The 15,441-nt window shown below is 65.4% G+C and carries 14 protein-coding genes and 2 riboswitches; of the genes, 4 read left to right on the top strand and 10 right to left on the bottom strand.

Annotation, left to right across the window (positions count from 1 at the left end; translation table 11 throughout):
* Positions 1–99: 99 nt before the first annotated feature.
* The gene (locus tag QA649_RS18785) at positions 100–717 is read left to right on the top strand and encodes a hypothetical protein (RefSeq protein WP_283025484.1); all 618 of its coding nucleotides are present in this window, start codon (positions 100–102) and stop codon (positions 715–717) included.
* Here the strand turns inward: QA649_RS18785 and QA649_RS18790 are convergent.
* The gene (locus QA649_RS18790; RefSeq protein WP_283025485.1) at positions 714–947 is read right to left on the bottom strand and encodes a hypothetical protein; all 234 of its coding nucleotides are present in this window, start codon (positions 945–947) and stop codon (positions 714–716) included. The two genes, QA649_RS18785 and QA649_RS18790, sit on opposite strands and share 4 nt — an antisense overlap.
* The gene (locus QA649_RS18795) at positions 944–1,966 is read right to left on the bottom strand and encodes a methionine synthase (protein WP_283025486.1); all 1,023 of its coding nucleotides are present in this window, start codon (positions 1,964–1,966) and stop codon (positions 944–946) included. The genes QA649_RS18790 and QA649_RS18795 overlap by 4 nt, the downstream gene beginning before the upstream one ends.
* Before the next feature lie 145 nt (positions 1,967–2,111).
* On the opposite strand from QA649_RS18795, the gene QA649_RS18800 reads away from it, so the two are divergent.
* From QA649_RS18800 to QA649_RS18810, 3 genes are all read left to right on the top strand, one after another.
* Entirely contained in the window at positions 2,112–2,813 is a 702-nt protein-coding gene (locus QA649_RS18800; RefSeq protein WP_283025487.1) for a glutathione S-transferase N-terminal domain-containing protein, read from the top strand.
* Between the two features lie 138 nt (positions 2,814–2,951).
* Entirely contained in the window at positions 2,952–3,560 is a 609-nt protein-coding gene (locus QA649_RS18805) for a 2-hydroxychromene-2-carboxylate isomerase (protein WP_283025488.1), read from the top strand.
* Positions 3,560–4,537, top strand: a complete 978-nt coding sequence (locus QA649_RS18810) for an NADPH:quinone oxidoreductase family protein (protein WP_283025489.1) — start codon at positions 3,560–3,562, stop codon at positions 4,535–4,537. Before QA649_RS18805 ends, QA649_RS18810 begins: the two co-directional genes overlap by 1 nt.
* A gap of 104 nt (positions 4,538–4,641) precedes the next feature.
* On the opposite strand, the gene QA649_RS18815 is transcribed toward QA649_RS18810, so the two are convergent.
* The 8 genes from QA649_RS18815 to QA649_RS18850 all read right to left on the bottom strand — a co-directional run bounded on the left by QA649_RS18815 (position 4,642) and on the right by QA649_RS18850 (position 15,118).
* Positions 4,642–5,532, bottom strand: a complete 891-nt coding sequence (locus QA649_RS18815) for a crotonase/enoyl-CoA hydratase family protein (protein WP_283025490.1) — start codon at positions 5,530–5,532, stop codon at positions 4,642–4,644.
* A 179-nt stretch (positions 5,533–5,711) separates the two neighbouring features.
* Positions 5,712–7,133 (bottom strand): amidase, encoded by a 1,422-nt coding sequence (locus tag QA649_RS18820; RefSeq protein WP_283025491.1) that lies wholly within the window; start codon positions 7,131–7,133, stop codon positions 5,712–5,714.
* Between the two features lie 2 nt (positions 7,134–7,135).
* Positions 7,136–8,299 carry a M20 aminoacylase family protein gene (locus QA649_RS18825; RefSeq protein WP_283025492.1) on the bottom strand — a complete coding sequence of 388 codons (1,164 nt, stop codon included), beginning with the start codon at positions 8,297–8,299 and terminating at the stop codon, positions 7,136–7,138.
* Positions 8,300–8,313: 14 nt separating this feature from the next.
* Positions 8,314–9,819 (bottom strand): M81 family metallopeptidase, encoded by a 1,506-nt coding sequence (locus QA649_RS18830; protein ID WP_283025493.1) that lies wholly within the window; start codon positions 9,817–9,819, stop codon positions 8,314–8,316.
* Between the two features lie 213 nt (positions 9,820–10,032).
* On the bottom strand, positions 10,033–11,682 hold the full coding sequence (locus QA649_RS18835) for an ABC transporter ATP-binding protein (protein WP_283025494.1): 1,650 nt from the start codon (positions 11,680–11,682) through the stop codon (positions 10,033–10,035).
* A gap of 106 nt (positions 11,683–11,788) precedes the next feature.
* Complete coding sequence (locus QA649_RS18840) at positions 11,789–12,676, bottom strand: ABC transporter permease (protein WP_018647026.1); 888 nt, start codon at positions 12,674–12,676, stop codon at positions 11,789–11,791.
* A gap of 17 nt (positions 12,677–12,693) precedes the next feature.
* Positions 12,694–13,635 (bottom strand): ABC transporter permease, encoded by a 942-nt coding sequence (locus tag QA649_RS18845; protein WP_018647027.1) that lies wholly within the window; start codon positions 13,633–13,635, stop codon positions 12,694–12,696.
* 181 nt (positions 13,636–13,816) lie between these two features.
* Complete coding sequence (locus tag QA649_RS18850) at positions 13,817–15,118, bottom strand: D-amino acid dehydrogenase (protein WP_283025495.1); 1,302 nt, start codon at positions 15,116–15,118, stop codon at positions 13,817–13,819.
* A 67-nt stretch (positions 15,119–15,185) separates the two neighbouring features.
* Positions 15,186–15,291, bottom strand: a riboswitch (glycine riboswitch).
* Between the two features lie 3 nt (positions 15,292–15,294).
* Positions 15,295–15,399, bottom strand: a riboswitch (glycine riboswitch).
* Positions 15,400–15,441 lie beyond the last annotated feature (42 nt).

Genomic DNA, 15,441 nt, shown 5'->3' on the forward strand with positions numbered 1-15,441 from the left:
GCCGCAGTCATTGCGAGCGCAGCGAAGCAATCCAGACTGCTTCCGCGGATGCATTTCTGGATTGCTTCGCTTCGCTCGCAATGACGGGCGGAGGCCACCATGCCCCTGCAAAACCGCGTCACTCCCACCGGCGAGATCATCGCGACGCCGCATCGGGGCCTGTTCACCGGCAACCGCGGCATCATCCACGATCCCGCGACCAAGACGCTGCTGACGAAGCGCTGGTCGTCACCGGCCTGGATCACCTGCCTGTGCGAATTCCGAGGCTGGCGGCGGCCGGTGATGGCGCGGCGGAGCTGGACCGAGCTGTTCTTCCTGGATGAAGCCACCGCCTTTGCCGCAGGCCATCGGCCCTGCTTCTTTTGTCGCCGCGATGACGCCCGCCGCTTTCGAGCCGCGTGGGAGAAGGGCAATGGTCTGAGTGCGGTGAGCGCGAAGGCGATGGATGCCGTCCTGCATCAGGAGCGGCTCGATCGTGGCAGGAAACGGCTGCATGAATTACCGATGCCGCCCGCGCAATTGCCCGACGGCGCAATGGTGCAGCAGGGTGACGAGAGCTTTTTGGTGACGCAGGGCAGGGCGCTGCTGTGGTCGTTCGCGGGCTATGCCCCGCATGCACGCGCCCTCGATCGTCCGATGTTGCTGACGCCGCCGTCCACGCTGCGTGCGATCATCGCCGGATATCAGCCGGTGCTGCATCCGACGGCCTCGCACTAGCGTATCGGCCGCCCCCGTTCGTCGACGGTCATCCGCGCATCGCGCAGCGCCCATTCCCGGATCACCTGGCGGCAGCGGGTCAACTCGGCTTCGCTGGCGGCGGTCGCATTCTTCGATGCGCGCTCGACCGTCGCCTGGCAATTGACGAGCACCGAGCGGTCCTCCGCGCGTGCCGGCAACGCGGCAACCACCAGCACGGCGACGATGCCGGCGACGCGCACCGCCATCATCCCAGCTTCTCGCGCGCCAGCGCGGCGCCGGCGCCGAGCGCCATCAGCTTGGCTTCCGCGATCTCGCGCCGCATCGGCGCCATGCCGCAATTGGTGGTGGCGATGATGTTGCTCTTGGGCACGAATTTCGACACCGCCTCAATCACCTTCACGACGTCCTCGGCGGTCTCGACCGTGTCGCTGGCGACATCGATCACGCCGGCCTGCACGATCTTGGTCTTCAGCAGCGCGAGCAGGTCGAGCGGCACCTTCGAATTGCGACACTCGATCGCGACCTGCTGGATCGGGCTCGCATCGATCGCGGGGAAGATCTGCTCATATTGCCGCCATTGCGCGCCGAGCGTCTCCTTCCAGTCCGTATTGGCCTTGATGCCGTAGCCGTAGCAGATGTGCACGGCGGTGGCGCAGGTGAGGCCCTGCGCGGCGCGCTCCAGCGCCTTGATGCCCCAGTCGTTGACCTCGTCCATGTAGACGTTGAAGGCGGGCTCGTCGAACTGCACGAGATCGACGCCGTCGGCTTGCAACGCCTTGGCTTCCTCGTTGAGCAGCTCGGCGAAGGCGAACGCCATCTTGACCCGGTCGCCATAGTAGCGGTCGGCAATGGTGTCGATGATGGTCATCGGGCCGGGCAGGGTGAATTTCAGCTTCTTCTTCGTATGCGAGCGCGCGACGCGCGCCTCGAAGGCATGGACGCGGTCCTTCAGCCGGAGCGGGGCGACCACCTGCGGCACCATTGCCTTGTAGCGGTCCTTGCGGATTCCCATCTCGACCTTGTGGGCAAAATCGATGCCCTCGATCTTCTCCAGGAAACCGTGCACGAAATGCTGCCGGGCCTGCTCGCCCTCGGTGACGATGTCGATGCCGGCGTCCTCCTGGATCTTCAGCCAGATCAGCGTCGCGTCACGCTTGGCGCGGGCAAGTTCGTCGCCTCCGGACTTCCAGGGCGCCCAGAGCATGTTGGGCTCGGCGAGCCATTCCGGCTTCGGCAGGGAGCCGGCGATCGTGGTTGGAAACAGCATGGCGGCCCTCCCGGCAGGTTGAGTTGCGCCCCTTCCTGCCATGTCCTAACGTCGAGGTACAGAACAACGAAAGTCGCTCTCTATTCCAGCGGCGGCGACAGGGAAGGCCCAAGAAAGGGCCAGAGGGAAGGCCAAGGAAAAGGTCATGATCGACCTCTATTACGCGCCGACGCCGAACGGCTGGAAAATCTCGATCATGCTGGAGGAACTCGGGCTTCCCTACACCGTGAAGCCCGTCAACATTCGCGTTGGCGAGCAGTTCAATCCTGAGTTTCTGGCGATCAGCCCAAACAACCGCATTCCCGCGATCGTCGATCATGAGCCCGCCGATGCCGGCGCACCGTTCTCGGCGTTCGAGACCGGCGCGATCCTGATCTATCTCGCGGAGAAGACCGGCCGTTTGCTGCCGGCTGATTTGCGCGGGCGCTCCACCACCATTCAATGGGTGATGTGGCAGATGGCGGGCCTCGGGCCCATGCTTGGCCAGCACGGCCATTTCGCGCTCTATGCGGCCGAGAAGATCCCTTATGCGATCGAGCGCTATCGCGACGAGGCGGCGCGGCTCTACGGCGTGCTCGACCGGCAGCTCGACAAGACCGGCGCCTATGTCGCCGGCGACTATTCCATCGCCGACATCGCCTGCTTCCCCTGGACCATGACTCACAAGGCGCAAGGCTTCACGCTCGACGACTATCCGAGCGTGAAACGCTGGTACGCCGAGGTGCGGGCGCGGCCGCAGGTGCAGGCGGGGCTTGCGATCGGCAAATTCGTGAAAGAGCCGTTCGACGAGGAATCACGCAAGATCATGTTCGGCCAGCGGGCTAAGGAAGTGTTGGGAAGGAAGTAGCCACTGCTGCCTCCTCGTCATTGCGAGCGAAGCGAAGCAATCCAGACTGATTCCGCGGAAAGAGTCTGGATTGCTTCGTCGCTCCGCTCCTCGCAATGACGGGGAGAGATCGAGAGTAACAAGACACAAGGAAACGCCATGATCGAATTCTTCTTCGACTGCTCCAGCCCCTGGACCTATCTCGCCTTTCACAACATCCAGCCGCTGGCGAAAGAGCTCGGCACCGAGGTCGTCTGGCGACCGATCCTGGTCGGCGGCATCTTCAACACGGTCAATCCGAGCGTCTACGCCCAGCGCGAGACACCGGTGCCGCTGAAGGCGCGCTATATGAAAAAGGACCTCGCGGACTGGGCGCGCTCGGCGGGCCTTGCGATCAAGATGCCGCCGACGGTGTTTCCGGTGAACAGCGTCAAGGCCATGCGCGGCTGCATCTGGCTCGGCAAAGACATGGTGCCGTTCGCGACCGCCGTGTTCGAGGCCTATTGGAGCGAGGACAAGGACATCTCGCAGGACGCGGTGCTCGCCGGGATCTGCAAAAAGGTCGGCATCGACGAGCAGAAGTTCCTTGCCGGTATTTCCGAGCAGGGCATCAAGGACCAGCTCAAGGCCAATACGGAGGAGGTCGTCGCGCGCGGCGGCTTCGGCTCGCCGACGATCTTCGTGAACAAGACCGACATGTATTTCGGCAATGACCGCCTGCCGTTGATCCGCGAGGCTCTTACGCGCAGCAAGGCGAGCGCGGCCTGATGGTGCGCGCTGTCGTCTGCCGCGCGCTCGGCGCGCCCGAGACTTTGCGGCTGGAGGAGTTTCCATCGCGTGCGCTCAAGCCGGGCGAGTTGCGCGTCGCGATCCGCGCCGCCGGCTTGAATTTTCCTGACGTGCTGATGGCGGCCGGTGAATATCAGCTCAAGCCCGAGCTGCCGTTCACGCCCGGCATGGAGGCTGCGGGTGACGTCACCGAGGTCGGCGCAGAGGCGCGGGGCGTCGCCGTCGGCGACAAGGTCATCGTCAAGATGCGTCATGGCGCCTTTACCGACGAAGCCATCGTGACGCCGGCGCAGCTCACCCCTAAGCCGTCCACGTTCGACTACGCCGAAGCCGCGACCTATCTCGCCGGCCACGGCACGGCCTATCACGCGTTGATCGATCGCGGCCGGGTCGAGCCGGGCGAGGTGCTGCTGGTGCACGGTGCCGGCGGCGGCGTCGGCCTTGCCGCCGTCGAGATCGGCAAGATGTTGGGCGCGACCGTGATCGCGACCGCCTCCAGCGACGAAAAGCTTGCGATCGCGAAATCGCGCGGCGCCGATCATCTCGTCCGCTACGACCGCGAGCCGTTTCGCGATGCCGTCAAGCGCATCACTGACGGGCGCGGGGCGGATGTCGTGTTCGATCCCGTCGGCGGCGAAGTGTTCGAGGACTCGATGCGCTGCATCGCCTGGGGCGCGCGGCTGCTGGTGATCGGTTTCACCGGCGGCATCGGCTTGGCCAAGACCAATCTCTTGCTGATCAAGGGCGCCAGCGTGCTCGGCGTGCGCGCCGGCGAAGCGGTGCGGAAGAACCCCGCGCTCGGCGAGGTCCGCCTGAAGGCGCTCTTGCAATGGGCGGAGGAGGGCAAGCTGCGCCCCAACGTCTCGCACCGCCTGCCGCTGGAGGAGTTTGCAAAGGCGATGCGGCTCTTGATCGACCGCAAGGCGATCGGGCGCGTGGCGCTGGTGATGGAATGACGGTGCCGTAGGGTGGGCAAAGGCGCTCTTGCGCCGTGCCCACCACCTCTCTCGATTGCAAAAAATGCGTGGGCACGCTTCGCTTTGCCCACCCTACGAGAGGGTCACTTGTACTCCCGCTCCGTCCACCACGGGAAATAATCCGGCATGTCGCTGGACACCTTGTTCTTGAACTGTGCGGGACGCTTCTCCAGGAACGACACCACGCCTTCCCTAACGTCGTCGGAGCGGCCGCGGGCGTAGATGCCACGGCTGTCGACCTTGTGGGCTTCCATGGGATCGTCAGCGCCCATCATGCGCCACATCATCTGGCGGATCAGCGCCACCGACACCGGCGCCGTCTTGGCCGCAAACTCTTTTGCCAATGCGCGGGCGGTCGGGAGCAGATCGTCGGGGGCCACGACCTTGCTGACGAGACGGCCCGCAAGCGCTTCCTGCGCCGGGAACACGCGTCCCGAATAGCACCATTCCAGCGCCTGCGAGATGCCGACGATGCGCGGCAGGAACCAGCTCGAGGCGGCCTCCGGCACGATGCCGCGCTGGGAGAACACGAAGCCGAAGCGCGCAGCCTCCGAGGCGATACGGATGTCCATCGCGAGCTGCATGGTGACGCCGATGCCGACGGCGGGGCCGTTCACCGCGGCGATGACGGGCTTGAGGCATTTGAAGATGCGCAGCGTGACCTGGCCGCCGCCGTCGCGCACCTGCGGATCGCTGTAGTCGACCTTGCCGTCGGCAAAACGTTTGACGGGCCCGCGCCGCGCGTCGCGGTCGAACGTGTCGGCGCCCGACGACAGATCGGCGCCGGCGCAAAAGCCGCGGCCGGCGCCGGTGACGATGATGGCGCGGACATTGTCGTCCTTGTCGGCGGCGTCGAACGCGTCGATCAGCTCGGCCTGCATCTGCGCGTTGAAGGCGTTGAGCTTGTCGGGCCGGTTCAGCGTGATGGTGAGGATCTGCTCGGCGACCTCGTACTTGATCGTCTCATACGCCATGGTGGTTTCCTCCCTTGTTTCTTTGTCGGTCTCTCTAGCACGTCATTCCGGGGCGCGCGAAGCGCGAGCTATGGTGCGCTATTGCGCACCTGAGAATCCATTTCTCCGCATCAATTGTGCGGATGAATGGATTCCGGGCTTGCGCCAAGAGGGCGCAACCCGGAATGACGAGAGAGTGTTTACTGTGCCGGCGGCTTCGGCCAGGGCTTCTGTGCGCCGCGCAGGCCTTCAAAAGCCTTGGCCATGCCGAGCACGCCGATGTCGTCGAAACGGCGGCCGACGATCTGCAAGCCGATGGGAAAACCCTTGGCGTCGAAGCCGCCATTGAGGGAGACGGCCGGATTCTCCGACATATTCCATGGCACGGTATAGGCGATGTGCTCGAACGGCTTCATGGGATCGTTGGTCGGGGAGGCCCACTCCGCCGGATAGTTCACGTTTGGCGCGGTCGGCGAGATCACATAGTCGAGCTCACAGAACAGCTTTGACGCCGCCGCGCGGATCGCCATGGTCTGGTTGAAGCCGCGGATGACGTCGACACCCGAGAGCTTCGCGCCGGACTCGCCCCATTTGAAGATATAAGGCAGCACCTTTGCCTGTTCGGCCGACGTCAGTTTCGACAGATCGTCCCACATCCGCGCGCGCCAGAAATTGTCGAGGCCGTCGAGCATCTCGCGGGTGAGGATGCCGTCGACTTCCGTCACGACTGCGCCCGCGGATTCAAAGGCCTTCGCGGCCTTCACCGCGACCTCGCGCACCGGCTTCTCCAGCGCCAGGCCGCAGCCGGGATCGAGCATCAGGCCGATGCGCAGCTTTCGCGGAGACTTTTCCAAGCCCTTCCAGTTCAGCGGCTCGGCCGGCAGGCTCATGCCGTCGCGCCGGTCGGGCTTTGCGATCGCGCTCATCATCAGCGCGCAATCATCGACGGTGCGGGTCATGGGACCGGCGACACGGCCGACATAGGTGGGATCGATCGGCACGCGGCCAAAACTCGGCTTCAGGCCGACGAGGCCGCACCAGCCCGCGGGCAGGCGAACCGAGCCGCCGATATCGGTGCCGAGATGGAGGGGACCATAGCCGGCCGCGGCAGCGGCGCCTGCGCCGGCGCTGGAGCCGCCCGGGTTCTTGCTGAGGTCCCAGGGATTGCGCGCGAGCGCATGGAAAGAGGAGAGCCCGGACGACAGCATGCCGTAATCGGGCATCGTGGTCTTGGCGAAGATGATCGCGCCGGCCTCGCGCAGCCGCGCGGCGGGCGGTGCGTCCTTCTCGGCCGGCACCAGCTTGACGCTGGCAGCGCCCAGCGGCACCGGCACGCCCTTGGTCGCGATGTTGTCCTTCACCGTGACAGGCACGCCGTCGAGCGCGCCTGACGGCTCGCCCCCGGTCCAGCGCGCGGTCGAGGCCTTTGCGGCCTCGCGCGCGCTGTCGGGGTCGAACGCATAGAGCGCCTTCAGATGCGGTTCCCACGCCGCGACATGCGCGAGCACGTCCTCCAGCACCTCGCTCGGCGAGAACTGTTTGGCCCGATAGCCCGCGATCAGGTCGACCGCGGACAGATCGTGCAGCGAGGTGACCGCTTCCTCAGGGCTCTTCTTGTGCATTGCTAGCTCACCGGCATGCGCGTTTCGATGATGCGCGCGAACATGCTGGCGCCGATCGGCAGGATCTTGTCGTCCAGCACGAAGCCGGGATTGTGCACCGGCACCGAGCCGTCATGGCCGACCCAGAAATAGGCGCCGGGAATGGTCTGCAGCATGTCGGCGAAATCCTCGCTGCCCATCTTCGGCTGGGCGCGGGTGATCACGTTGGCGGGATCGACGATGGTGCGCGCGACCTCCTCGACCACCTTGGACTGCTCGACCTGGTTGACCAGCACGCCGAACGTGTCGCGGATGTCGGCTTCGATCGTGCACTGATACGCGGCCGCGATGCCGGCGCAGATGGTGCGGATGCGTTCGGCGATCAGGGCGCGGACTTCATTCGAGAAGGTGCGGATGGTGCCGCAGAGATGCGCTTCGCCAGGGATGACGTTATAGGCGGAACCCGCATGGATCTGCGTGATCGAGATGACGGCGGCCTGCAGCGGCTCGACGTTGCGGCTGACGATGGTCTGGATCGCCTGCGCCAGCGTGGTCGCGATGATCACCGCGTCCTTGGAGCGCTCGGGCATCGCGCCATGCGCGCCGTAGCCGGTGATGCGGAGGTCGAAGAAGTCGGCGCTGGCCATGGCCGGGCCGGGCAGGATCGCGATCTCGCCGTGGTTGAGGTCGGGCGCGTTGTGCAGGCCGTAGAGCTCGTCGCAGGGGAACTTCTCGAACAGCCCGTCCTTGATCATGGCGCGGGCGCCGCCGAGGCCTTCCTCGGCCGGCTGGAAGATCAGGTGCACGGTGCCGTCGAAATTCCGGGTCTCGGCGAGATAGCGCGCGGTGCCGAGCAGCATGGTGGTGTGCCCGTCATGGCCGCAGCCGTGGAAGCGGCCGGGGATCTTCGAGCTCCATTTCAGATTGGTATTCTCTTCCATCGGCAGCGCATCCATGTCGGCGCGCAAGCCGATGCGCTTGCCGCCCGAACCCTTGCCCTTGATGACGCCGATCACGCCGGTGCCGCCGAGGCCGCGATGCACCTCGATGCCCCAGCTCTTCAGCTTGTCGGCGACGATGCCGGAAGTGCGCACTTCCTCGAAGCCGATCTCGGGATGGGCGTGGAGGTCGCGCCTGATAGCAGTGAGTTCGTCGGCATAGCCGTCGATCCGGTCGATGGTGGGCATGTGGTCCTGTCCGGTTAGCGTGAAGGAGGATTGAAAACGGGGCCGTTCGGCTTGATGCGGATGCCCGGGCGCAGGCGCGTCCAGGGGAGGGAAGCCGTGTCGGCCGGCATCGCGCCGGGCGCGGCGCAGATCATCAGCTTCTCCGCGATCGGCTCGAAATCGGCGCGGAAGTGCACCGAGCTCTTGTTGACCAAAATCTTCTCTTGTGTCGGCTCGATGCCGACATAGCGGTACATCGCCTGGTCGGCGAGCTGGGCCTTGTGCGAGGAGACGACGACGCGGACGTCGCCGATGCGCAAGGCTGCGGAGGGGCCCATCTCCATCTCGCGGCCGCCGTAGTAGGGACCGGGCGCGATGAAGCGGCCGTCGGAGAGCTTTTCCACGACAAAGGTCTCGGTATAGGGCTCGTCGCCGGGGATGCCGGACTTGCCGCCGAGCGACAGCGTCACGGAGGCGCCCACACCGGCCGCGTGCGCGGCCTTCGCCGATTCCGGATCGTAGATGGCGCCGGTCGCCGCGCTCGCCTTGTTGCGAACCAGCGCACGCAGCATGCCCGTGGTGTCGGAATCGCCACCGGCGCCGGGATTGTCCTGGGTGTCGGCGATGATGATCGGCTTGCTCGCGCCCTTCGAAAGTTCCATCGCATGGCGCACGCCGTCGTCGGGTGTCCAGATCTTGCCGTCGAAATCGTCCTCGTGGCTTTCGATCAGCTTGACGATCGCATCGGCCGCCCGGTCCGCGTCTTCCTGCGTTTTGCCATAGGCGAACACACTCGGGCCGCAGTCGCGGAAATCGGCGGCGGGGAAGCCGGGCGCGAAGGAGAGGGTCGGAACCGCATCGCTCTCCAGCGCGGCGAGCTTTTCGTAAATGCCCTTGGTGGGAAAGTCGTTGGTGCATTGCCAGCTGATCGCGATCAGGAACGGCAATTGCCGGAAGGATTTTGCGAAACGCTGCCTGGTCTTCAGCAGCAGCGCGAGATGCTTTGCGCAGGCGCGGCCGGTCTCGGCCATGTCGACATGCGGATAGGTGCGGTAGGCGATCAGCGCGTCCGCATGATCCATCATTGCGGGCGTGACATTGGCGTGCAGGTCGAGGCTCGCGACCAGCGGAACATCCTTGCCGATGACGCGGCGCACGCGCGCCAAAATCTCGCCTTCGCCGTCGTCGAGATGTTCGGTCACCATCGCACCGTGCAGGTCGAGATAGACCGCGTCGATCGGGCCCGCGGCTGCGATGCCGTCGACCATGACCTTCACGATGCGCTCGAACGCATCCTTGGTGACATGCGCCGACGGGCTGGCACCGCAGGCAATGGTCGGAATGAGTTCCCAGCGGTTCGCTTCGGCACTGTCGACGAAGCCGGCAAGGCCGACATTGATGCGCCGCATCACCTTCAGGACGTCGGCACCTTCGGTCATCGCCGGCCAGCCGCCGCCATGCTGGAAATCCGCGAAGGTCGCCTTGGTCGGGGCGAAAGTGTTGGTCTCGTGCAGGAAGCCGCCGACGGCGATACGTGTCATCAATTCCAGTCCGGTCAATCAGGAGTGCGCGACGTTAGCCCCGGCTTTGCGAGGAGAGCAAGGCGGGAAGCAATCGCGCCACGCATAGGGTCAAGACGTTTTGGGAATGTGTGCCGCGCACACCGTCATTGCGAGCGCAGCGAAGCAATCCAGAGTCTTTCCGCGGAGGGATTCTGGATTGCTTCGCTGCGCTCGCAATGACGAGGGATAGACCTACGCGCTCGCCCCCACGCCTTCCACCACCGGCCGGAAGTTCGCGAAATCCCAGTTCCGTCCCGGCGCCGCATCCAGCAGCGCCTTGGTATAGGCCTCCTTTGGATGCGTCAGCACTTCGGCGGCGGGACCCTGCTCGACGACACGGCCGTGCTGCATCACCACGACCTCGTCGCAGATCTGCGCTGCGACGCGCAAATCGTGGGTGATGAAGAGGATGGCGATGCCGAGCCGCTTCTGGATCTCGTCGAGCAGTTCCAGCACCTGCGCCTGTACCGAGACGTCGAGCGCGGAGACGGCTTCGTCTGCGACCAGCACGTCCGGGTCGAGCGCGAGGGCGCGGGCGATCGCGATGCGCTGGCGCTGGCCGCCGGAGAACTGGTGCGGATAGCGCGACACCGCGTCGGCCGGCAGGCCGACGAGCTCGAGCAGCTCGCGGGCGCGCTTCATCGCGTCGGCATGCGAGACCCCGTAATTGATCGGGCCTTCCGCGATGCTCTCGCCGACGGTGACGCGCGGATTGAGCGAGCGGTAGGGATCCTGGAATACGATCTGGATCTTCTGCCGATGCGGCTGCAGCAGACGGCGCGAGATGTCGGAGATCTCGCGGCCGGCAAGGCGCACGCCGCCGGAAGTCGGATCGATCAGGCGGACGATGCAGCGCGCCACAGTGGACTTGCCCGAGCCGCTCTCGCCGACGATGCCGAGCGTGCGGCCCTTGCGCAGCGTCAGCGTAACCTTGTCGGCGGCGACGACCTCGCGGCCTTTGCCGAAGAACGCGCGTTCCTTGTAGACCTTGCTGAGGTCGTTGGCCTCCAGCACGACAGGCTCGCGGCTCTCCTCGCGCGGCGGCCGCGGCACCAGGCTCGGCACCGACGCCAGCAGGTTGCGGGTATACTCCATGGTCGGATTGCGCAGCACGGTCTCGAGCGGACCGGTCTCGACGAGACGGCCCTGCCGCATCACCGCGACGCGATCGGCGATCTCGGCCACCACGCCCATGTCGTGGGTGATGAACAGCACGGCCGTGCCGTGATCGCGCTGGAGGTCGCGGATCAGGGTCAAAATCTGCTTCTGCGTGGTGACGTCGAGCGCGGTGGTCGGCTCGTCCGCAATCAGCAGCTTCGGCTCCAGCACCAGCGCCATCGCGATCATGATGCGCTGGCGCTGGCCGCCGGAGAGGCGGTGCGGGTAGGAGGCGAAGATGCGCTCGACCTGGGGCAGGCGGACCTGCTCCATCATGTCGAGGATGCGCTTCTTGCGCGCCCTCGCATCGAGCTTGGTGTGGGCGCGCAGCACCTCGTCGATCTGGCGGCCGACCGGCACCACCGGATTGAGCGCGGTCATCGGCTCCTGGAAGATCATCGCCATCTGCGTCGCGCGGAGCTGGCGCAGGCGGCGGTCGGTCGCGGTGAGCAGCTCCTCGCCGACCAGCTTGACGCTGCCGGAGGTCGGCACCAGCGTGCCCTTCGGCAACAGGCCCATCGTGGTGAGCGAGGTCACCGACTTGCCCGAGCCGCTTTCGCCGACGAGGCACAGCGTCTCGCGCTCGCGCACCTGGATCGAGATGCCGTCGATGATCTTCGCGCCGCCCGGCTTCTTGCCGACGGAGACGACGAGGTTGTTGATGTCGAGAACAGGGTTGGTCATGCGAGGTCTCCACCGTCGTTCCGGGGCGCGCGTAAGCGTGAACCCGGAACCTCGAGATTCCGGGTTCGGTGCTTCGCACCGCCCCGGAATGACGGAATAAATGGTTTCACTTCCCTTCCCGCTGCTTCATGCGGGGATCGAGGGCGTCACGGGCGGCGTCGCCGATCAGGTTGATGCTGAGGATGGCGATCGAGAGCAAAAGCCCCGGCCAGAAGATCAGCGACGGCTTGATCTGGAAGTACTGGCGGCCCTCGGCCATGATGTTGCCCCAGGTCGGCGTCTCCGGCGAGATGCCGGCGCCGAGGAAGGAGAGGATCGCCTCGGTGAGGATCGCGGAGGCGCAGACATAGGTGCCCTGGACGATCAGCGGCGCGATCGTGTTCGGCATCAGGTGACGCCACATGATCTTCGGCAGGCTCGAGCCGACCGAGATCGCGGCCTCGACGTAAGGCTCCTCGCGCGCCGACAGCACGACCGAGCGGACCAGGCGCGCCACGCGCGGAATCTCAGGGATCGTGATCGCGATCAGCACGGTCCAGATGCTGGCGCCGGACAGCGAGACCACGGCGATCGCGAGCAGGATGCTCGGCATCGCCATCAGGCCGTCCATGATGCGCATCATCACGGAGTCGACCAGCTTGAAGAAGCCGGAGACGAGGCCGATCGAAAGGCCGATGACGATCGACAGGATCGCCGAGCCGATGCCGATCAGAAGCGAGATGCGGCCGCCATAGACCACGCGCGACAACAGGTCGCGTCCGTAAGCGTCGGTGCCGAGCAGGAATTGCGCCGAAGCCGGCTTGAGGCGCTGCGACGGCGCAAGCTGGATCGGATCATGCGGCGCGATCAGCGGCGCGAGGATCGAGATCACCACGATCAGGGCGAGCAGGAACGTCGCCGTCGCGATGATCGGCGTCGAGGTGAGGAATCCGAAGCGCGGCCGCAGCGGCGACGTGATCGGAATGGACGACTGGGGAAGGGTATCGACCGACATTTGTTCTTGTCCTTGCCTCAGTACCGGATCCGGGGATCGAGCAGTGTATAGGCGACGTCGATGAGAAGATTGACGACGACGTAGATCAGCGACGTCAGCAGGATCATGGCCTGGATCACCGGATAGTCGCGCGCCAGCACCGCATCGACCGTGAGACGCCCGATGCCGGGGATGTTGAACACGCTCTCGGTGACGACGACGCCGGAGATCAGCAGCGCAAAGCCGGTGCCGATCACGGTGATCACGGGCACGGCGGCATTGCGCAGCGCATGCCGCATCATCACGGCAACCTCGTTGATGCCTTTCGCACGTGCCGTTCGCACGTAATCTTCGCCGAGAACGTCGAGCATCGCCGCGCGCGTCATGCGCGCGATCAGCGCGATGTAGATGAAGGACAGGGCGCAGGTCGGCAGGATCATGCGCTCGAAGAACGGGCCGAAACCGTTGAAGATGCTGCGGAAGCCCTGCACCGGCACCAGGCGCAGATCGATCGCGAAGACCTCGATCAAGACATAGCCGACCACGAACACCGGCACCGAGAAGCCGAGCACGGACAGGCCCATCACGAAACGGTCGATCCAGGTGCCGTGCTTCCACGCCGCGATCACGCCCAGCGGCACCGCGACGATGACGGCGAGGATGATGGTGCACAGCGCGATCGAGATCGACGGCTCGACGCGCTGGCCGATCATCTTCATGACCGGCAGGTTGGAGATCAGCGATGTTCCGAGGTCGCCGTGCAGCAGCTTGTTCACCCAGGTGATGAACTGCACGATCAGGGGCTCGTTGAGGCCGAGCGATTCGCGGATGCGCTCGAGCCGTTCGGGTGTCGCGTTGTCGCCGGCAAGGATCGCGGCGGGATCGCCCGGCGTCAGCCGCAGCAGCAGGAACACGAACAGCGCGACGACGCCCATCACGGGCACCGCGGCCAGAACGCGGCGAATGAGATAACCTAGCATGCACCTATCTCCGGCTGCGGAACTTGTGGGGCCCTGGGGCGCCCGTGGATTCGAACGTGTCTATCATGCGCGCCTGTCACTAGGGCTGGGAAAGCCGGCCGGAGATGCCGGTCTTTCGGGGCAAATTGTGTGCCAAGGGCAGGGCAGTCGCAAGAGGCCGCCGCGCGCCGGCTTCAACCACTCAGGATGCATGACGCAGCTCACGCTCAACCCCAAGTGAAGGAACGGTCGGCGGCGCGTTGAGCCCGCGCCAGCCGTCGATGGTCCCGGCGATCATGTGCGCGGTGGCGGCCGACAGGGTCCAGCCGAGATGGCCGTGGCCGGTGTTGAAGAACACGCCCGGAATCCGCCCTGCGCGCACCACCGGCATCATGTTCGGCATCATCGGGCGCAGCCCGGCCCAGGGCACGACGCGCGAGGTCTCGATGGCGGGGAAGTTGCTACGCACCCAGTCGACCAGCGGCTGCACGCGGTCGGCGCGGATGTCGCGGTTGAAGTCGTTGAACTCGGCGGTGCCGGCCACGCGAAAACGATCGGCACCGAGCCGGCTGGTGACGATCTTGGCGGCTTCGTCGAGCAGGCTCACGGTCGGCGTCGCGTTGCGGCTCTCGGCGGTGTCGAGCTGCACGGTGATCGAGTAGCCCTTCACCGGGTAGACGTTGATGCGATCGTCGAGGAGGGCGGCGAAGTGGCGGCTGGCGACGCCGGCGCAGACCACGACACCGTCGGCCTTCAGCATGCCGCGCGCGGAGGCGAGGGCATCGCTTGCAGCAAGATCGGCCCAGCCGAGCACGAAGCCGCTGCCGGCGCGCGCGATTGAATCGATATTGGCCTCGTGGATGAAGGTCGCGCCGCGCCGCTTGCAGGCGTCCGCCAGCCCGCGGGTGAACTTGTGGATATCGCCGGTCGCATCCGACGGCGTGTAGAAGCCGCCATAATACGCCTTGCGCAGCGTCGGCTCGATCGCGCGGATCTCCTCAGGCGTCACCGGACGGCGATCGAGACCACCTTCCTGCAGCAGCGCGTTGACGCGCAGGCCGGATTCGAAACCCGTCTTGTCGTGATAGATGTGGAGGATGCCGCGGCGCTCGAGATCGAAGTCGATGCCTTCGCGCGCCGCGATCTCGAACAGATGCTTGCGGGCTTCGATCGCGAGCCGCGTGGTCTCGATCGTATTGGCGCGGTAGTTGCCGATGTTGGCGACGAACTCGCTCATCCACGAATATTTGTGCCAGTTCGGCCGCGGGTTCATCAGCAGCGGCGCGTCGCGCCGGAACATCCAGCGCAAGCCTTTCAGGATGGTCGCGGTGCTGTTCCACACTTCGGCATTGCTGGCGGAGAGCTGTCCGCCATTGGCGAACGATGTTTCCATCGCGGCGTAACGGTGCTTGTCGAGCACCGTCACCTCAAAGCCGCGTTCGAGCAGGGCATAGGCAGTCGTCACGCCGGTGATGCCGGCGCCGATGATGGCGATATGGGTCATGGCAGGTTCGGGGCTCCCGTGAGTTAGGATAGGTCGGCCGCCGGCCAAAGGCCGTTGGCGGCGCCCCATCTGTCACGGTTACCTGAGAGCTTGATCCGCTGCGGATCACGCAACGGACTATCCCCTTCGGTGGACGCCACGATTGCCTGAAATCGCGCCGCCTCTCTCCAGATCGTCCTGACGATACGGTCCTTTTGCCTGAGAGTTTCCGGGGCGGTTGCTCCGTCGGCGCCGCAACGAAAGCCGAAAACCTTCGTTGCGATCTCTCCCGCATCGTCGCGTGGACGATCGAGCAGTACGATACGCCTCATTTTTAGACAAGG

Source organism: Bradyrhizobium sp. CB1717 (assembly GCF_029714325.1).
Lineage (GTDB): Bacteria > Pseudomonadota > Alphaproteobacteria > Rhizobiales > Xanthobacteraceae > Bradyrhizobium.